This is a genomic window from uncultured Ruegeria sp., from assembly GCF_947497005.1.
In the GTDB taxonomy this organism is placed as follows: Bacteria; Pseudomonadota; Alphaproteobacteria; order Rhodobacterales; family Rhodobacteraceae; genus Ruegeria.
The window spans coordinates 23,554-43,360 of sequence record NZ_CANMFF010000019.1 but is presented as its reverse complement, the minus strand read 5'-3'; the positions used below and the strand labels follow the sequence as shown (position 1 = coordinate 43,360).

General features: G+C 60.3%; 15 protein-coding genes. 8 read left to right on the top strand and 7 right to left on the bottom strand.

From position 1 onward, the window contains the following. Positions 1-108: 108 nt before the first annotated feature. Positions 109-2,145 carry a B12-binding domain-containing radical SAM protein gene (locus Q0816_RS21190; RefSeq protein WP_298854369.1) on the top strand — a complete coding sequence of 679 codons (2,037 nt, stop codon included), beginning with the start codon at positions 109-111 and terminating at the stop codon, positions 2,143-2,145. Between the two features lie 9 nt (positions 2,146-2,154). Here Q0816_RS21190 and Q0816_RS21185 read toward each other — a convergent pair whose 3' ends face one another. Then, positions 2,155-4,197, bottom strand: a complete 2,043-nt coding sequence (locus Q0816_RS21185; RefSeq protein WP_298854367.1) for a hypothetical protein — start codon at positions 4,195-4,197, stop codon at positions 2,155-2,157. Beyond that, positions 4,194-5,201, bottom strand: a complete 1,008-nt coding sequence (locus tag Q0816_RS21180; RefSeq protein WP_298854365.1) for a glycosyltransferase family 2 protein — start codon at positions 5,199-5,201, stop codon at positions 4,194-4,196. Before Q0816_RS21180 ends, Q0816_RS21185 begins: the two co-directional genes overlap by 4 nt. Positions 5,202-5,422: 221 nt before the next feature. Between Q0816_RS21180 and Q0816_RS21175 the strand changes: the two genes are divergently transcribed. Continuing rightward, positions 5,423-6,928, top strand: a complete 1,506-nt coding sequence (locus Q0816_RS21175; RefSeq protein ID WP_298854363.1) for a PepSY domain-containing protein — start codon at positions 5,423-5,425, stop codon at positions 6,926-6,928. Beyond that, positions 6,922-8,106, top strand: coding sequence for a glycosyltransferase family 4 protein (locus Q0816_RS21170; RefSeq protein ID WP_298854361.1), 1,185 nt, complete (start codon positions 6,922-6,924; stop codon positions 8,104-8,106). The genes Q0816_RS21175 and Q0816_RS21170 overlap by 7 nt, the downstream gene beginning before the upstream one ends. A gap of 7 nt (positions 8,107-8,113) precedes the next feature. Here the strand turns inward: Q0816_RS21170 and Q0816_RS21165 are convergent, their stop codons facing one another. Together Q0816_RS21165 and Q0816_RS21160 are read right to left on the bottom strand one after the other, a co-directional pair. Next, entirely contained in the window at positions 8,114-9,382 is a 1,269-nt protein-coding gene (locus Q0816_RS21165) for a glycosyltransferase (RefSeq protein ID WP_298854359.1), read from the bottom strand. After that, positions 9,383-10,819 carry a lipopolysaccharide biosynthesis protein gene (locus Q0816_RS21160; RefSeq protein ID WP_298854357.1) on the bottom strand — a complete coding sequence of 479 codons (1,437 nt, stop codon included), beginning with the start codon at positions 10,817-10,819 and terminating at the stop codon, positions 9,383-9,385. 307 nt (positions 10,820-11,126) lie between these two features. Between Q0816_RS21160 and Q0816_RS21155 the strand changes: the two genes are divergently transcribed. The 4 genes from Q0816_RS21155 to Q0816_RS21140 are packed head-to-tail and all read left to right on the top strand — an operon-like array spanning position 11,127 to position 15,215. Then, a complete protein-coding gene (locus tag Q0816_RS21155; protein ID WP_171120566.1) occupies positions 11,127-12,053 on the top strand; it encodes a glycosyltransferase family 2 protein in 927 nt (308 codons plus the stop codon). A 10-nt stretch (positions 12,054-12,063) separates the two neighbouring features. Then, positions 12,064-13,026 carry a lysylphosphatidylglycerol synthase transmembrane domain-containing protein gene (locus Q0816_RS21150; protein WP_298854351.1) on the top strand — a complete coding sequence of 321 codons (963 nt, stop codon included), beginning with the start codon at positions 12,064-12,066 and terminating at the stop codon, positions 13,024-13,026. After that, on the top strand, positions 13,023-14,462 hold the full coding sequence (locus Q0816_RS21145) for an FAD-dependent oxidoreductase (RefSeq protein WP_298854349.1): 1,440 nt from the start codon (positions 13,023-13,025) through the stop codon (positions 14,460-14,462). Before Q0816_RS21150 ends, Q0816_RS21145 begins: the two co-directional genes overlap by 4 nt. A 3-nt stretch (positions 14,463-14,465) precedes the next feature. Then, positions 14,466-15,215, top strand: a complete 750-nt coding sequence (locus Q0816_RS21140) for a polysaccharide deacetylase family protein (protein WP_298854347.1) — start codon at positions 14,466-14,468, stop codon at positions 15,213-15,215. Between the two features lie 3 nt (positions 15,216-15,218). Here Q0816_RS21140 and Q0816_RS21135 read toward each other — a convergent pair whose 3' ends face one another. From Q0816_RS21135 to Q0816_RS21125, 3 genes are read right to left on the bottom strand one after another with little or no spacing between them, the layout of a single operon-like run. Continuing rightward, on the bottom strand, positions 15,219-16,760 hold the full coding sequence (locus tag Q0816_RS21135) for a GMC oxidoreductase (protein WP_298854345.1): 1,542 nt from the start codon (positions 16,758-16,760) through the stop codon (positions 15,219-15,221). Beyond that, positions 16,757-17,536, bottom strand: a complete 780-nt coding sequence (locus Q0816_RS21130; protein ID WP_298854342.1) for a methyltransferase domain-containing protein — start codon at positions 17,534-17,536, stop codon at positions 16,757-16,759. Before Q0816_RS21130 ends, Q0816_RS21135 begins: the two co-directional genes overlap by 4 nt. A gap of 13 nt (positions 17,537-17,549) precedes the next feature. Further along, positions 17,550-18,521 carry an NAD(P)-dependent oxidoreductase gene (locus Q0816_RS21125; protein ID WP_298854341.1) on the bottom strand — a complete coding sequence of 324 codons (972 nt, stop codon included), beginning with the start codon at positions 18,519-18,521 and terminating at the stop codon, positions 17,550-17,552. A 171-nt stretch (positions 18,522-18,692) separates the two neighbouring features. Between Q0816_RS21125 and Q0816_RS21120 the strand changes: the two genes are divergently transcribed. Beyond that, positions 18,693-19,778, top strand: a complete 1,086-nt coding sequence (locus Q0816_RS21120) for an NAD(P)-dependent oxidoreductase (protein WP_298854339.1) — start codon at positions 18,693-18,695, stop codon at positions 19,776-19,778. The last annotated feature ends 29 nt before the right edge of the window (positions 19,779-19,807 follow it).

Here is a 19,807-nt window from a genome sequence, read left to right as displayed (position 1 = left end):
CTCAAAACGACAGACTAAAACAATTTCGATCCGCAACCGGTCCATCTGATATAATGGAATATGGACCGTTAAATGTATTTGGTACCAGTGCTGGAAGGATAATCGTCAATGCGTCTTTATCTTGCTGATCTTGGACATAACCTTGTTACCGCCACGTCGGACACTTACCCATTGGGCGTTGGAAATCTTGCGACCTATGCCCAGGCCCATGCAAAAAGCCCCACACCGATCGAAGTCGCGATCTTTCGTGATCCGAAAGAGCTCAAGACGGCCATCGACACGGCCGCCCCGGATGTGATCGGCTTTTCCAGCTATTCCTGGAACCACCATCTGGCCCTGTCTTTTGCTGACTATGCCAAGGCAGTTAACCCCGACAGCCTGACCCTGATGGGTGGCCCCAACTTTCCACTGACCGAAGACGAACAGGACAGCTGGATCCGGACCATGCCGCAGATCGACATGCATGTACGCGGCCCCACCTATGAGGGCGAGCGCGCTTTTCTGAGCACGCTACAGCGCTTCATTGATGTCGGCGCCCGCCGCGAAGGCATGTGGGAAGAAGCGGTCGAGGGTGCGCTTTACGTCCACCCCAAAACCGGAGAGATCCTGCGTGGGGACGAACCGCCCCGTATCCGCGATCTGGACGAGATCCCCTCGCCCTATCTGGCCGGGCTGATGGACAAGTTCTTTGACACCGGCCTGTTTGCACTGATGCAGCTGGCGCGGGGCTGCCCGTTCACCTGTGCCTTCTGCAATTCGGCAGTGAAATCGAACTCGAAAGTGTTCCGCCACTCGTTCGAACGCACCAAGGCCGATCTGGATTACATCGTGGCCCGCATCAACCATGCCAGCCCGCTGTGTTTTGCTGACGACAATTTCGGCATGTACGTGCAGGATGAAGAGGTGGCCGATTATCTGGGCCATCTGATGGATCGGTACGACTGGCCCAAATACATCCGGACAACCACGGGCAAGAACCGGGGCGACCGGATCATCAAGGTGATGCGCAAGGCCAAGGGCCGGTTACCGATGACCTCGTCGGTTCAGTCTCTGAATCCGGAAGTCCTGAAAAATATCAAACGCGACAATATCAGCCTGGATACCTATGCCGAAGTACAGCAGGAGCTGCATTCAAAGGGTATGCAATCCTATGGAGAGCTGATCCTGTGCATGCCCGGTGAAACCAGGGAATCCTTCATGGATGCCGTCGATCAGCTGATCGAAACCGGTGTCAGCCGGGTGGCTGCGCACCAGTTGATGCTGCTGCACGGCGCACCGCTGGCCAATCCCGACAGCCGCGAAAAATTCGGGTTCAAAACCCTGCACCGGGTCGTTGCCCGATGCCTGGGCCAATATAACGGTCCAACCGTCGTCGAAACCGAGGAAATGGTGGTGCAGTCTGAGAATTTCTCGTTCCAGGATTACCTGGACACCCGCGTTTTCCACCTGCTGCTGACGATCTTCTATTACGAAGACAATTTCGAAGAAGCCTTCCGGCTGGCGCGGTCCCGTGGCATCCGGCCTTTCCTGATCGTCAAACATATGCAGGAGATCCTTGATCAGGCCCCCGAGCCCTTCCGGGACGCGGTGGCCGGGTATCTGGAAGAAAACCAGCAGGAACTGTTTGAATCCCGCGCCGATTGCGTCGCCTGGGCGCAGGACAATTATGATGACCTGATCAGCGGTGAGTTGGGGGGTAATCTGCTCAGCAAATACTCGATGATTGGCCGCTTCATCGTGCTGGACGAGGCGCTTGATTTCCTGAAACGGGCCATCAGCGACCTTCTGGACAAGGACGACCACGAAGCGCACGCGATGCTCGATACGATCATCAATTACTACAGCGCCGTGATGTTGCATGTGCCCTTCTCGGAAACCCTGGAACATGAACCCGTCTGGAGCTCGTCCTTCGATGTCGAGGCCTGGCGGAATTCGGGATATGAAGGCGTGCTGCAGGATTACCAGTTCGACGCGCCCCGCAAATTCCAGACCCAGGTCGATCAACGGGTGAAAACCACCCTGCTGTCACGGATCGAAACCTTTGGCGAACATGCCTCGGGGCTCGGCCGGTTTACCCGAACGATGTTCGCCAATGATTTCCGGCGCCACTTCGTGTCGGGCGAAAATCAGCATGCGGCAGAATAGGCCCCGGGCCTATTCGCTATCCTTCAGATAGACAGCTTCGCGTCCCGGGAAGGCCGCGATGATGGCTGCGTTCTGCTCGGGGCCCATATCACGCAGGAAAATCGGTTTGCCCTCGGGCAGGAACGGGTCGTTGAGATAAAGCGCAGACCCGATATCGCCCTGTGTCGAGACAAAGACCAAAGCGTTTCCAAGCCCGGCGGCCTGCCGTCTTATGTCGCCGGTATAGCCACCATACCCATTGTATTTCGACACCCCGCGCCACGGGGTGAAACTGACAACAGACACCGCGCACAGCAATAGGATGACGCAATGCAGACGGCCGCGATGCTGTTCAGGCAACCGGTCCCGGATGGTCTCGATCCCGGCCGCCGCCAAGGCCAGCGCCGGCAACAATGCCGTATGCCAGTAGCGCGGCCCAAGATAGAACGTGCCCGTAAACCAGTAAAAAAACAGTGCCCCCACAAGAATCGCGAACACCACCAGCATGGCCCGGTCGAACCCGGTCAGCTTTTTGCCCCATATGAACACAATCCACACCGGAACCAGGGACCCGAATGTCCAGCCCAGAAGTTCGTAATTGAGCGCGGTAAAACCATTGATCAGATTCAACAGACCCTCGGCAGGGCTGTGCCCGACCCAGATATCGAGCGCGCCCCAGCTCTCGGCCGGTGGCCCTACATGGGGACCAAACCCATAGGCATTCTGCGTGTCGGGCCATAACCGGCTCAGGTAATCCGCTTGCGGGGTCAGCAGCGCATCTCCGGTGATCGTCAGGTTGAGCAGTAAAAAGACCCCACCCGACAGAACACCGCCCAATGCACAGGCGACCACCTGTCCGATCCCCCCCGGCAGGCGCCGCAGCAACCACAGGCCGGTCAAAACGCTTATGATCAACCCATCAAGCTGTCGGGTGACAAAGGCCCAGCCCAAAGCCAAACCCGCAACAAGCGCGAGCATGACGTCCCTGCGCGTTGACCCCTCTCCGGCTCTGAGCAGGCACCACCATCCCAGCAGCACCATCACCAATGTTGTGGAATGCGCCATCAGCGTGCCCCCAACGGCAAGCACCCAGGGCGACGTGGCCATCAGCAATGCGACCAGATCGGCACGTTCGCGACTGACAGCCCGGCACACGATGCCATGCGCCAGCCAGACAGAAACCCCGGTCAACACAGGGTTGACCAGCCAGGGCACCCCGGCCAGCACGCCAAGGCTCAGCACGATGGCCCAACCCTGCGCCGGCACGCCGATCCACTGATCGCCGCGAATATCGAAAAGGTAGTATTCCAATGCGGGCTGAGCCGCTTCGGGTGGGGCCGGGCTTCCGAGGACGCCGGCGGCAAAGGTGCGCGCCTGAAACAGATAGGCCACCTCATCCTCGACATGAGGCACGCGGTCGAATGCGGCCCAGGCCAGAACCGCGCTGGCCAGCGTCGCAAAGACCGCCAGGGCCGGAACCGGAATGCGGGGTGCCCGGTCAGGCCCGGAAACGGTGAAAGCCGCGACCAGCGTCGCCATCTGCACAAGGTTCAGCGCACCGCCGATCCCGATCTGCAGACCGAAGGCCAGATAATACCCGTAAGCCACATAAGGCGTTGCCGAAACGCAAAAGGCCGCAACCAGCCCCAGCAAGAGGATCAGCCGCCACCGTCCTGCTTCTGCCATCAGGCCCGTTATGGCCGCCCTTCCCTGCGGGCGCACAAGTACAAAGCCCGTCAGCACCGTCTGCCCCGCCAGTATCGCCAGCATGATCAGGTTCTCCGGGGGGGTTGCGGAAATTTCGAGCCGTGGGAACCAAAGGGGCTGGGTCAACCACAACCGGGCCGCACTGCCCAAAAGCAGCGCCGCGCCAAGCAGGCCAAAAAGAAGCTGGCCGCGCTGCCGGAAAACACCCACCACAAGCAGCGCAGCGATCGCCATGGCTGCAAACCAAAGGCGCAGTTCAGTCAGTGTGGCATTGCTGTTCGGAATATCTGCGGCCCAAGCCGAACTGCCGCATAAGGCCATCCCCCCGGCACAGAGCCACATCGCCCGACCCGAGCGCATGTTCATGCCATATGCTCGTCTTTGACAATCGCCGGATCCCGTGCGGGACCTTCGATATTGATGCGCTCCTGTTCGGTAACGATCGGGCCGCCCCGCACCTGATTATGGATCGAGGTTATGTATTCCCCCAACATGCCGATAAACAGCATCTGGATGCCCGACAGGAAGAACAGCGCGACGATGATTGTCGTGGTCCCTCGCGGAGCCAGGTCCGGGTTGAATAAATAAAACACCACTGAAATGAGAGAGAACAGAATACAGCTGGTGGCGATCACCAGCCCGCTGAGCGTACAGAACCGCATTGGGGCGCGTGTGAAAGAGAAGATCGCATTCAGCGCCTGATCGGTCAGCGCCATCAGATTGTGCTTGGAAACACCTCTTTTGCGGGCCCGCCAGACATATGGGACGATGATGCGGCGAAATCCACAGCTGGCGATGATGCCGCGGATATAGGGGTAGTGATCGTTATGCGACAACACCGCATTTAGCACTTTGCGATCGACAAGTTGGAACTCGCCCACTGACGGCTCCAGCCAGACATCGGACAGCCGATTGACGATCGTGTAGAAGATGCCGCGTGCCACGCGCATCACGATCCCCTCTTCGCGGGTGGTGCGGGCACCCGCCACCACATCATAACCGCTTTCCCATAACTGCACGAACTCCGGGATCATGTCCGGCGGGTCCTGAAGGTCGACGGGCAGGATGACGACCACGGCATCCCCTTCGGCATAACGCAACCCGTTGAAGGCAGATCGGAACACACCAAAGTTGCGGGCGTTTACGACAACCTTCACATTCTGATCTTTTTCAGCGATCTCACGCAGGATCTCGACAGTCCGGTCGGAGGATGCATTATCGACAAAGATATGCTCGCACCTATAGCCCGGCAGATTTTCCTCAAAAATCGCTTTTACAGTTTCATAGCAATTCGCCACATTGTCTTCTTCGTTGAAGCACGGCGAAACAATAGAAATGGTTTTACGACTTTGTTCTAAATTTGAAGACACCAATTACCCAACCTCCAAGTTGGAACGATTGTATCATCCGGGGCAGTATCGGATTCGCCCATCGCCCAAAGTACAGGAATATTTTGCAATAACGTGCGCTCACCGCCACATCTTCTGCCGGATTCACGCGTCTAAAACAGTCAGTTCTCTCCGACCCCTTGTTTCTTAAACATCAGTTTCATTTAGTGTGCCGGTAAATTTATCAGCTGTCAGCGTTTCAAATGAACCGAACCTTTCGCAACTGGCTATTTTCCCTGCACACCTGGTTGGGGTTACACCTGTCGATCTTCTTTACCTTTATGTTCCTGACGGGGACGGTGCTTGTCGTCGGTATCGAGGTTGAATCCATTGCCCGACCGGAAATCTGGACCACCATTGCCAAAGAAGACCGAACCGCCAGTTTTGCGGAAATCTATGACGGCATTAAAACCACCCATCCCGAAAGCACTGTGTTCGTCATCGAGAAATACCCCGCCCCCTGGTTTGCAGATCGCACCTTCGGGCGAACCGGCTGGGGCGAAAACATCAGCTTCTGGACCGACCCGGCGACCGGAGCAGTCGTTTACGAAACGAGGGATGGCGGGTTTCGCGATATCCTGCGCGATCTGCATGATACGTTTCTGACCACCAAACGCCCCATCTTCATCCTGATCTCGGCAACATCTGTTCTGCTTCTGTATCAGATCGTCAGCGGGCTGATTACCTACCGGCGTTTCTGGAAAGGATTTTTCCGCTGGCCCAAACGCGCCGGGGGGTTCAGATCCTGGTCCGGTGCCACGCACCGGCTGACGGCCCTCTGGGCCGCGCCCCTTCTGATCCTGATTGCAATCACCAGCTTCTATTTCATGCTCGGCGGCCTGGGGTTCGAAGGTACAACCCCAAAACCTCAGCCCACTTCCGCCCGTGACACCACCCTGCCTATCGGTTTCAGTTCCGACACCCTTGAACAGGCCGAGGCAAGCGCTGTTGCCGCCTTGCCTGGCCTGGAGCCGCTTGTCATGGTGCTGCCCGGCGATCCGTCCGGTACTTTTGGCTTTGAAGGCCCAGTGGCCGGTTTTGCGAAAACGAGCGGATGGGGCAGCGTGTCGGTCGATCCGGTGACCCTTGAGGTGCTCGGCGCGTTCACCCCGGATGATACCCGCGGCTTCGCACGCTGGAAGGCACTGATGAACACATTGCATTTCGGCACCTGGGGCGGCGCAGTTTCACTGGGTCTCTGGGTTCTGTCAGGCCTTTTGGCCGCCGGCGTTGCCCTGACAGGCGCCTTGATCTTTGCGGCACGGCTGGCCCCTGAGGCGGCACAATACGGCCCGCTCCGACGCATCTGGCGTGGGTTGGGGATGTCCCGCTGGATCTATCTGCTGATCCTTCTGGGCATTCTGCTGACCGCGTATCAGCGCTTTGGGCCGGGCAGCCACCAGAGAGTTGGGGTCTTTCCAATCGATGCACCTGGCGCGGCAGCCTATCTGATCCTGTCTGCACCTCTGCGCCGCGATACCCCGCTTGATATCGAAATGCATATTGGGGAAGCCGGTATCACCGCGGCATCTATAACAACAGATAGAGAGGCCGCGCAGCCCGTTGAGCTGATACAGAACGGCGAAAAGGCCCAGGCATTTTTTCGCATCACGCCCAATGATACAGCCAATCAGATCACAGCTCGCCTGACAAAACCGGATGGTGCGGACAAAATCATCACGTTCCGACTGGGACAGCCGATATGGTAAGTGAAACAACACTCCCCCTGACAAATGAGAGAACTCTTAAGGAACAGCTGAGCATCCTGCAGATGTGTTCGTATTTCTCGTTCGGCGGGGGCATTCAGCGTCACATTACCGATCTGGGCGGGTCCCTGATGGCGCATGGACACAAGGTGATCAAGGCTGGTGCCCCCGGCGAACTTGGCGATACCGCGGATGGCAGTGTCTTTGTACCTTTGCGGCTTGACCGGGTCAGCGACCACAGCGCGAATGGCAAGCTCAACCCGGCCCTTAGAATGTACTGGCTGGCGCGCTCGGCTTTGACCCTGCGCCGGGCGCTCAAGGCACATAAGGTCGATATCATCCATGCGCATGAAACCGCGCCGCTTCTGACAGCCCGCCTGGCCAGTCTGGGGATGGGGATTCCCATTGTGATGACCTATCACGGCTCGTCGCCCGACCGCCTCAACGCGGTGGCCCGCGCGTGCCGGAAGCGAGCTGATCTGGCGCTCTGCCCCAGCAAAACGGTCATGCAATCCCTGCTGGAGCGCCAGGTCGATCCCGACAAGGCACGGGTAATGCTTTTGGGTGTTCACCCCAACCCACCAGCCGACCCTGCCGCCGCTGCCGCCCTACGGCGGGACCTGCTGGGCGAAGATGGCACACATCTGGTTCTGTCACTGTCCCGGCTGGATCACCAAAAAGGCCTCGACGCGATGATCGAGGTGGCCCGGCGTGTGCGGCAGGATCTTCCCGGTCTGCGGATCGTTGTCGGGGGCGAAGGCGTGCTGCGCGGTCAGGTCGAGGCCTGGGCCGAAGAGGCCGGGGTTTCAGACATCATCCGTTTCCCCGGTGTGATCTCGGATGTCGCCACCTATCTTGCGGCTTCGGATCTTTATCTGCTGACATCCCGGTGGGAGGCTCTGCCGATTTCAATTGTCGAGGCGTTCCGCGCCGGGCTGCCGGTGATTGCCACCGATTGCGGCGGTGTGCGCGAGCTGGTGGATAACGATGTCGGACGCCTGTGTGCGGTCGATGATCTGGACGGCCTGTCTCAGGCGTTGCGCGATCTTTGCCGCGACCGCGCCGAATATGACCGGCTGAGTACCAATGCCACGGCCCGTGGTGAGGAAGACCGGTTTTCGCCAACCCATGTGCATAGCGGGTTTGAAAAGCTGTATCGGCAGCTGGCCGGGCAGGGATAACTCCCGATTATTCCGCCGCGCCGTTCTCAAAAGCGCCAGCTTCTAACGCGCGGGCCAGATCGGTCCGGCCTGCACCATGCGCTGCCTGCGCAAAAGCCGCGCCAAACCGGCCCAATACCTGATCTTCGCGCCAGAGTGTCTCAAACCCCTGCCGTGCCGCTGCGGCCATCTGATCCCGCGCGGCACCTCCGTCCTGAAAACGGCGCATCGCCGCAATCAGCTCATCCTCGGTTTCGAACAGCTCTCCGCCCCCTGCCCGCTCGACAATCTCGGGGAACGGGCCCAGTCGCCGGGCGATCACCGGTGTGCCCAGCCGGAAGCTTTCGATCAGGATGATGCCGAAAGTTTCATAACAGACCGACGGCACGATCAGCCCCAGTGCACCACGATAGTAAGCGTTCAACTCGTCAGGTGTCTTGCGGCCCAGGAATTTGATCCGGTCATTGCCCGCCGCCTGTTTCTTCAGCTCATCCGCGTAATCGCCATCACCAAGGATCAGCAGATCGGCATCCGGGTAACGATCAAAGGCGGGGAAGACATCCTGCAACCCTTTGATCTTTTCCAATCGCCCGACAAACAGGAAATAAGGGCGGTCATGTGCTGCCGGTTCCGGCAAAGCGCTCTGATCCAGATCGGGCAGGAAATAGGGCAGCACCTGCATGTCCTGTCGCAGGCCGAATTCGCGATGCTTGGCACGGCTGAATTCGCTTTTGGCGATGATCAGATCCATGTGATCCAGCGCCCGGTCCAACGCGCCGGTATAACGCCACAGCTGCGGCGGGCGTTTGTGTTTCAGCACACAGCGCAGGCACTGGCGATCATCGCACAGCTCGCGCCCGTGCCGCCACAGAACATGGGTGGGACAGACCAGCCAGTGCTCATGCGCCTCATAGACCTTCAGCCCCTCACCCATCGGCAACAGGCCCGGCCCGCCGATCAGGGATGTGTTGTTGTGCCAGATGATATCCGGTTGCCGCGCGGCCAATATCTCGCGAATGCGGCCCCCATGAACCACCGGGCGGCCCAACTGTTGGGTCAACAGGTTCGACATCATGCCGTTGCGGCTGCGCAGCCCGATCCGCCGGACCCCGTCAGGGGCACCTTCGGGTTGCGGTTTACCACCGAGGATCAGATAGCTGTCTTCGTCATGCACCACCGTCACATCGTGGCCCCGCGCCGCCAGCGCCCGGGCCATGCGCTGAATGCCAATGGCGTCGCCACCAAAGGAATAGGGGGGATAAAATGTGGTGAACATCAAAATACGCAAAGATTTCATCTATCTCTCAATCCCCTGAGTATCAGTTGCGGGCAGATGCTCTTCTTGTGGCCAGAGCATTGAGACCAGCAGGCGCAGCCTGTCCCGCTGGAGCAGAAAAGCCAGAAAACCATAGATCAGGATGCCCACCGCCGTGCCAACAAGTAAGAGCAATGCCGGGGGCAGGCCGTCCAGTTGCCACACGACCCCCTGCACTGCGACCACCATCCCCCCCGACAGCAGAAGCGGCGCAAGATGCTGCCGCATCAAAGTCAGGCCGGACAGCTTCGCAATATGTCCCAGATTGGCAAATTTAAGCGGCCAGATCAGCAGAAAGACAGCCACAAAACCGGCTGTGACGACCGGCAAGCCATAAGGGGCGAGCGCCGCGATCACTGCCGCCGCCAGCGCCACTTCGACCCAGGACAGAATCGCCAGACGCCCGGCCTGACCCGCCGCCAGGCAAAAAGTCTGCTGCACCTTTTCGGCGCACAGATACATGCCAAACACCGACATCAGGCTCAGCACCGGAGCGGCGGGCGCCCATTTCTGGCCGAACAGCAGCACCAGCGCCGGTTCCGACAGAACCGCCAGCCCGGCAAAGGCCGGAAAGGCCAGAAACCCGGTCAGGCGCATGACGTCCATCAGCAGATCCGCCGCCTGACCACCATCGCGCGCTGCCGCGCCAAAAGCGGGTTGCGCCACGGTGCGCAGCGGTGTGATCATGAGAAACGAGGCGGTCTCGATCACCCGCCAGGCAATTGCATAATACCCCGCCTGCACCGGCCCCAGCATTGCCCCGATGATGACCGCAGGCGACTGCACCGCAGCCAGTTCTGCCGCGCGCAAACCCAGAATCCGGTGACCGAAATGCAGGATCGTGCGCATGTGATCCCGCGACGCGTGGAAAGCCGGGCGCCAGGAGACCGCCCCCCAGGCCATCACGATATTGGTGGCCGTCATCGCCAGCCGCTGACCGACCAGGGCCCAGACCCCGTATCCGGTCAGTGCCATGGTGATGCCCACGCCCCCCCCAACCGCCGCACCAAGCGCTGCGCGGATGGCCAGAACACGGAACTGCATTTCCCGACGCAGGATCGCCACCGGCACCGCCGTCAGTGAAATCATCAGCACCGTTGGGGATAATCCAATCAACAATTCACTCGCAACCGGCTCATTGTAGAAATCCGAGACCGGTCCCGCGCCCAGATACAACCCAATCGTCAACACGCCGCCCAGCAGCGCCAACAGCCAGAAAACCGAGTTCAACCGCTCTGGCGACAGCGCCTCACGGGTCAGCAGAATGTCGGAAATCGTTTCGCGTACCAGGAATTCGGAAAACAGCACAAAGGCTGCCACCATCGCCAGAAGACCAAAGGCTTCGACCCCTAAAATACGGGCAAGAATGGCAAAAATGATGAAATTGAACGCCTGCTCGACCCAGATCCCAGCCGACATCCAGGCAACTCCGCTGCTGAAACTCTGCCGCCCTGACACCCGTTTCCTTCCTGTTGCCCGAACCCCGCCAAGTGCCGATGGACACATGGCTCAATCACTCACACCTGTTGCGCACAGTATACGTAATTACAAACTTGACGCCTTAACGGTCGAATTTGGTCAAATTTATTGTCTATGTTCAGTCTGTACGTGTTCGAATACTATACGCAATACAGGGAATTAAGCCCGTCGCGCTCTATGCACCATGCAAACCATGCAGCAGGGTCTAGGGCAGGGACTATTAAGTGAATAAAAGGTTTTCATTTTCATGAACAAAGTCGCAGAGCCGATGGAGACGAACAGCACCACACCCGAAGAGCTGATCGCATCGGAAACCGCCGGCATGAGCCTGAGCGTGGTTATCCCCGCCTATAACGAGGAAAACGCCGTGCGCCACACGGTCGAGGATGTTCGCACCCATCTCGAACCGCTGGGCATTCCCTACGAGATCATCGTGGTGGACGATGCCAGTCAGGACAACACCCGCGCCGAGGCCGAGGCCAGCGGGGCAACCGTCACTTTCAACGATGTCAATTCCGGCTATGGGGCCAGCCTCAAGCGCGGTGTTCGGATGGCGCAGCATGAATATGTGGCCATTCTGGATGCCGACAGCACCTACCCCGCGCGCTATCTGCCCGGAATGCTGGCCATGTGCCGCGATCAGGACATGGTCGTGGGCGACCGGGGCGCGGCGATGAAAAACGTGCCGCTGCTGCGCAGACCGGCCAAGAAATTCCTGTTCGCCTTTGCCTCGTTCCTGGCCGAGCGCAAGATCAACGATCTGAACTCGGGCCTGCGGGTGTTCCGCAAATCCGAGCTGATCCCGTTCCTGCCGCTGCTGCCGCAGAACTTCTCGTTCACCACCACGATCACGCTGTGCATGACCTCGAACGGCAAGCGGATGATCTATACGCCGATTGAATACGGCAAGCGGGTGGGCAAATCGAAGATCCGGCCGATTGATTTTCTGAACTTCATCATCCTGATCCTGCGCATCAGCACGCTGTTTAATCCGCTGCGGGTGTTCATCCCGCTGGGTCTGGCGTTCTTCACGCTGGGCACGGTGAAGTTCATTATCGACATGTTCTACTGGAATCTCAGCGAAACGGCGGTGTTCTCGTTCCTGGCGGCGATCATGATCTGGTCGCTGGGGCTGATCGCCGACATGATCTCGCGGCTGCATCTCAGACCGTGAGGTGAGCGGTATGCTTTCCGATCCAAGCCAACGGCGCTGGCTGATCCGGGTGGCCGGATCAGTTCTGGTACTGGCGGTCCTGTTCTGGATTCTGCCCGCCGAGGCCATCGTGGCCGCGCTAAAGGCGATCCCAATCTGGGTTTTTGCCTGCGTGCTCGTCCTGTTCCTGCTGGCCCATGTCGCCGCTGCATTGAAATGGTGGCTGCTGCTGGGACGCGGGTTTGCCGCCCCGCTGGCCATCCGGGCCCATTTTGCCGGGCTGGCGGCCAACCTGTGCCTGCCCGGCGCAATCGGCGGCGATACGGTGCGGGCCGGTCTGGCGCAAGCCGCAATGAAAGACGGCGCGCAGGTTGTTGCGGGCGCGACTGTGGACCGGCTGATTGACATGGTGGCGCTGTTAACCTTGTCCTGTTTGGGTCTGGTGCTGACATGGGAAAGCGCTGCGGGCGGGCATATGATCTGGCCAGTGGCGCTGATCCTGCTGACCGCACTGGCGGGTATGGTTGCATTACCGCGCCTGCTGCCCCTGCCCTGGCGCTATCTCCCGTCGCTGCCCGGCAAAGGCTTTGCTCATCGTCTGGCCGATGCGCTGGCCGGGATGGGCCGCAAACCCGGCACACTGGCGATCGCTTTCATCGCATCGGTGCTGATCCAGCTGTTGCTGGTTCTGCTGGCCTGGTGGCTGGCCATCTCGGCGGGTGTCGATGTGGCCGCCGGGCCATGGATTTTCGCCTGGCCACTGGCCAAGATCATCGCCGTGCTGCCGGTATCGCTGAACGGGCTTGGCTTGCGCGAAGCCACATTGGCCAGTTTTCTGGTCCCCTTCGGCGCCAGCGCGCCCGCGGTCGTGGCCGCCGGGCTGGTCTGGCAGGTTGTGTTGTTTACAGCGGGCGGGTTTGGCGCGCTGGTTCTGACCATGTCCGGGATGCGGTTCAGCGCCCCGACAAATTCCCAAAAGGAAGAGTGCAAGTGACGGATGTTTCCCGACCAACAGGCGGCGACAAGCCTGAAATCATTATCCTCGGGGCCGGGCCTGCCGGTCTGGCCGCGGCCCATGCCCTGACCGGGCAGGCGAAAGTGACCGTGATCGAACGCGCGCCTATTGCGGGCGGAAATTCGGCCTCGTTCCCGATTGAGGGCGTGATCTGCGATTATGGCTCGCACCGGTTTCACCCGGCCGCAGAGCCCGAGGTACTGGCCGATGTAAAAGCCCTGCTGGGGGACGATCTGCTGCTGCGTCCGCGCCATGGGCGCATTCGACTGGGCGGCAAGTGGATTCACTTCCCGCTGAAACTGACCGATGCGCTGCTGCGCCTGCCCAAACCCTTTGCCGCGTCGCTGATCGGGGACATGGTGCTGAAGCCCTTCCGCAAGAAAAGCACCGGACCCGAGACATTCTCGACCGTGCTTTATGACGGGCTGGGTCCGACGATTTCGGACAATTTCTATTTCCCGTATGTGCGCAAGCTGTGGGGGCTGGATCCGGACAAGCTAGCGGTGAAACTGGCCGAGCGCCGCGTCGGCAGTGGCTCGGTCGGCAAGATCCTGATGAAGATGCTGCGCCTGTTGCCGGGGCTGCGCAGTGAAACCGCCGGGCGGTTCTTTTATCCGCGCAAGGGGTTCGGGCAGATCTCGGACGCGATGCGCAACAGTGCCGAGGCCAACGGCGCCAGCTTCCTGTTCAACACCGAAATCACCGCCATCGAGCGGGACGGCAATCGCATCACCGGGTTGACGATCCGCGACGAAGAGGGCGAGCGGCACCTGACCGGCGATCTGATCCTGTCGACCATCCCGCTGACCGGGCTGACGCGCCTGATCGGCGACCCTCCGGCAGAGGTGGTCGAGGCCGCCCGCGCCATCCGCTTCCGCGGCATGATCCTGCTGTATCTGGTGCTGGAAACCGACCAGTTCACCGAGTTCGACGCGCATTACTTCCCGGAACTGTCGATCCCGATCAGCCGGATGTCGGAGCCCAAGAACTATAACGCCAGCGGCACGCCAGAGGGCGTCACCGTGCTGTGCGCCGAACTGCCCTGTGACCCGGACGAAAAATGGTGGTCCATGTCCGACGAGGAACTGGGGCAGGAATTCACCAAATGGCTGGGCCAGTTGGGCCTGCCGGTCACGGTTCCCGTACGCCGCTGCGAAACCCGACGGCTGAGCCATGCCTATCCGGTTTACGACATGGGCTATGAAGAGCGGTTCGATACCGTCGATCAGTGGCTCTCAAATCTGGACGGATTGCTCGTATTCGGTCGGCAGGGCCTGTTTGCCCATGACAACACGCACCACGCCTTTGCCATGGCCTATGGCGCGGCGGATTGCATCGACGACAAGGGCAATGTCGACCGCGCGAAATGGAACCGCTATCGCGAGGTCTTTGCCACCCATGTGGTGGAAGACTGACCCATGCCCGCCTGGCAGGCCGATATCCTGATGTATCATTCGATTTCGGATGCGCCGGGGCCAACCTCGATTGCGCCAGACATCTTTGCCGCACAGATGCAGGCGCTGGCGGCATCCGGCCTGCCGGTGGTGACACCGGACGCGCTGGCCAACCCGCCCGGCCCCCGCGTGGTCATCATCAGTTTCGATGACGGATTCCAGGACTTCGCCGATACCGCCTGGCCGATCCTGCGCGATCACGGCTTTTGCCCGATCGTCTATCTGCCTTCGGGCCTGATGGGCGACACCGACAGCTGGGCCGGGGGCAATATCCCGCCCCGCCCCCTGATGGATTGGGACAAGGTCGAGACGCTGGCCAGTGAAGGGGTTAGCTTTGGCGCGCATAGTGTCAACCATCCCGATCTTTCCACATTGGATGCGCTCATGCTGGAAGAAGAAGTCACCGGTTCCGGTCAGGACATCGCCGCCCGGCTTGGTCAGCCTGTCCGGCATTTCGCACCACCATATGGCGCGTCGAATCCGAATGTACGCGCACAGATCGCCCGGCATTACGACACCTCGGTCGGAACAAGGCTGGGCGTGGCCGGACCAAAGGATGACATCCACGATCTGCCCCGGCTCGAGATGTTCTATTTCTCCGACATCGCCCGCTGGCAGGCACATCTGGCCGGGCGCGGCGGGCCCTATCTGGCGGCCCGCAAACTGATGCGCGGCGTGCGGAGCGGGTTGAGCAAGGTGCTGCCCATCAACTGAGTGTCAGGCTTCGGGTGCAAGCGTTCCGATCCGGTGGGCATTCGCCATCACACTGAAGGTAATTGTCGTCGCCGGGATGGTTGGCAGGACAGAGGCATCCACCACATGAATGCGCGTCGCGCCATGCGGGCGCCCCAACACATCGCTTTCACCTGGGCCCGGGGCATCTGACATCGGCAGATCACCTCCGACATGGAAACTGGCCCCCGGCGCCCCGAACCGCGCTGCAAAAGACAGGCTGGTCAGACCAAGCCCCCGCAAGGCCTGACCATAGCGCGCAAGCACTGCGCGCAGTGTCCCGGCGGTTGCGGGATTTTCGTTCAGTTCGGGACGCAACCGCCCATCCCCTGCCAGACGCAAGGCTATTTCATGCGAATGATCGGAATGCAGAAAAACCTGCGCCACGATCAGACGTCGGGCCAAGGCCTCAAGCAGCGGCCCGCTGCCGGGTATCCGGCGGCCATAGTTCTGTTTCAGATCCCGGGCGTAATATTCGTTCCAGGTATAGATCTGGGCATGAACCAGCCGCTGCGACACCGCCGCATCGTCCAGTTCCGCAAAAAGCTGCGGCAGCGTCTGATAAGGCAAAACGTCGGGCCGTCTGGGCGCCCGCCAGCGATGCAGCATCGGCAGAAAGGCCTGTTGGCTGTCTTTCAACATCAGCTCCTTGCCCCGCAAACCGGGTGACGCCAACAGGATGCGCGCGCTTTCAAGCACCCCGGTGGCCAGAAACACCCGGCTTGCCCGGACATCACTGCCATCTGCCAGAGTGACGACAACATCGTCGCCTTCCTCGCGGACCTGCCGCACCACGTGATCCGCACGGTAGGTAAAGCCCGGCTCTGCCTGCAACTCCGCACGGGCCTGTCTTGCAGACCAGATCAGCGACCACGGGCACCCGTGCAGACACAGCCCACAGGTCTGGCAACCCGATCCAACCGCCTGCCGCGCCAGACCGACATGCATCCCAGCCCCCTGCAATGCCTTCGCCTTCTGCCTGGAACGGGCCAGCAGCATCCCGGCCTGCGCGGTTGGCGGAACGGGTGTTCGGCCTGTCATATCGCAGGCGGGAAAGAGATCCTGCAGCCCGTCCTTTTGCCCGGACACAGGCATTATCTCCGCCACCGCTTTGTAATGTGGGGCAAGATCATCGGTCGTTATGGGCCAATCATCGATATCTGCCTGCCGATACGGCAAGACCGCAGCGCCCCAGACATTGGACAGCCCGCCCGCCGCCCGCGAGGCGCGCAGGGCAAACCAATCCGCCCCTTCCGCCAGTGTGTGCGCAGGTGAGGCCAGCGCATAACCGGATCCATAGCGCCACACCTCGCCGTCCGGGGCCTGAAACTGAGGCTCCATCCAGGCCGCACGCGCCTCGGTGTTCCAGTCTTCGGCGCGGGTTCGGGACATCTGCTGCACCCGGTCCGTGACCCCGGGCCCTGGTTCCGCCCCGGCATCCAGCATCGTGACTGTTCGTCCCCGCGCCAGCAAGGCCCGGGCAACGGAAACCCCGGCTGGCCCGGACCCTATGACAAGATCGCTCACTGCGCCTTTACTGCCCGGACCAGAACCAGCATTTCATAGTTGGGATCATGGGTGGACAGTTCTTCGGGCGCAATTTCGCTGGCCCCAAGGCCATGCAGGTTGCAGATGCAGGTAAAGACATTGCCAACGGTCGACACCTTGACATTCTCTGCCGGAAAGACCGCCCGGAACAAATGGCGCTTGGACTGGCTGGTGAAATGCCAGTATTCGCCCCAGTCATCCACCCCTTCGCGCCGCGCCACCCGGGTCATCCCGTGCGAGGTGCACAGCACCACACCACCGGGTTTCAAAATACGTTCGAGCGTTGCGATCGCTTTGCCCACTTCAAAGATCATCTGCAGGGTCTGCGTGATGATGATGCAGTCAAAACTGTTGTCGGGAATATGCGGCGCATCGGTGATATCCGCCACGATAGTCGCTTGCGGATTGCCTTCAACATAGCTCAGCACATCCGCCTGCGTGACCCGGTCGCCGCCAAATTTCTTCGTATAGGCCGGATCGCCGAATTCCAGAACCCGGCCACGGATGTCGTCACTGTGGTTTTGCAGGAACTCTTCCATGTAATGGCGTTCGATGGTCAGCAGATCGCGATCCTGCCCGAACACGGCGCTGATCGGCGACAACCGCCGCAGCCCGCCGAAATCGACCGACCCAACCGGCACCGACTGAAGATTGTGCAATCGCTGTTGCTTACGGATCCATTTGCGCAGCCGGTCCGGCAGCAGCACGGTCGCGGTGTCGCGCACCAGCTTTTCAACTCTTTGTCCCGGTGTCATCGTGTTTGGCTCTTCATGCGTAAGCTTTGGCGCGTTTCTCGGCCATGATGTCAGCGATGATGTCGTCCAACGTGCGCGCCGGGCTGAACCCGGTAAAGCGCCGCAGCTTCGAGACATCCGGCAGACGGCGGGCCATGTCTTCGAACCCTTCGGGATAGACCTCTTCATAGGGCACCAGGCGGATCTCGGATGCGGACCCCGTTGCGGCAATCACCTTTTCGGCCAGCCCCCGGATCGTCACTTCCTGCTCACCACCGATATTGAAGACCTGCCCCCGGGCTTCGGGAACATCGAGCAGACGCATAAGCGCCTCTACCACATCGGCCACATGGCTGAAACAGCGCGATTGCTCACCGGTGCCATGAACCTGAATCGGCTGGCCGGCCAGGGCCGCTTCGATGAAGTTCGGAACAACCATGCCATAACGCCCAGTCTGGCGTGGGCCGGTCGTGTTGAAAAAGCGCAGCACGACCACCGGCAGATCCACCTCGCGCGCATAGGCCAGCGCCATGAACTCATCCAACGTCTTGGCGCAGGCATAGGACCAGCGCAGAATGCTTGTGGCGCCGATCGTCAGATCGTCATCTTCATTGAACGGGAATTTTGATGCCTTCCCGTAAACCTCGGAACTGGAGGCAATGAAGACCAGTGGTTTATGACGCAGAGCCGCGCGCAACACGTTCTGCGTGCCGTCAACATTGGTCGCAATCGACTGGCTGGGCTGATCCATGATCAGCTTTACCCCGACGGCGGCAGCCAGATGAAACACCGCGTCGGCGGCCCCAACCAGCTGTTCGACCAGCCCGGAATCCAAGACGCTGCCTTCGACAAAATGAAAGGCGGAATGATCCTGAACAGAAGACAGGTTTTGCAGCGATCCGGTGGACAGGTCATCCAGCACCGTCACCTCATGCCCATTGCCAATCAGACGCTCGGCCAGATGCGACCCGATAAAACCGGCCCCGCCTGTGATCAATATTTGCATGAAAAACCCTCGTACCAACAGAATCCACTCTAATGCCACAGGCTTAGCATAGGGATCTGTGGCCACCAAATGGTAGATACCACTATGGTGCACTGACAGGCCGGGCCTGCACAGTTTTGGAAAAAGGGCTGAATTGTTGCACAACGCATTAAGAATGTTGAACTTGCGAAGATGACCGAAAAACACATGGACACCCGCCCCGGCGACGGCCTTGCAGGCCAGCGCGTGATCGTGACCGGCGCAACCGGCTTTATCGGCCAGCGTCTGATCGCTGCGCTGCTGAAGTCGGGATGTGACGTGACCGCCTTGCTGCGCACGCGCCACGGGGCTGCCGCGTTGGAACAGGCCGGGGCAAAGACACTGGTTTGCCCCCTGCATCCCGGCCCGACCCTGACGCAGGCGCTGGACGGTGCGGCGGCTCTGTTTCATCTGGCTTATGATTTCCGGGCCTCCGGCGCGGACAACCTTGCAGCCTTCGACGCGCTCATCAAAGCCGCCAAAGACGGGTCCTGCAAACGCATCGTGCATCTGAGTTCCGCTGTGGTCTATGACAGCTGGCCCAACGGGCCGATCACCGAACACAGCCCGATCACTCCGGAAGATGTGCAAAGCTATCGCGGTGCCAAAGTTGCGATGGAACAGAGACTGTTACAGGGGAAATGCGACGCCGCCATCTTGCAGCCGACCATCGTCTACGGACCTGGCAGTGCGCTTTGGACCAACGGGCCATTGGCCATGATGCGCCGGGGCGGCATCATCCTGCCCGACCCGCCCGGACAGTGCCCGGCCGTCCATGTCGATGACGTGGTACAGGCGGCCCTGCGCGCGGCCTCATCGCCCCAGACCGGGGTCGAGCGATACCTGATCAGCGGGCCGGACAAGTTGGGATGGAAGACATTTTTCGAAGGCTATGCCCGGCTTGCCGGATGCGGAGAGGTCCGATGCGATCCGGCGGCGAACCCGACCCCGCCCCCGCCGCCCGATGGCAGCACGTCCGCAGGCCCTTCTCTGGCTGGTCAGATCAGCGCGCGCCTGCGCCACCTTGTCGGGCGCCGCCGGGTCGAGGCCGCCGCAGAGCGGATACGGTCCGTTCAGGCCCGGCTGACACCACCCCGACCCGTGATGCCTGACCTGGCCGGGCGCAGGCTTTTTGCCGGTCAGCCAGAGGTTTCAATCCAACATGCACAGGCTCAGATCGGCTATGAACCTTGTGTTTTCTTCGATGAATGGGTCGAGAGCATGCAAAACAATCGATGACTTGAATCGAGATTACCTCTTTTTCGGAA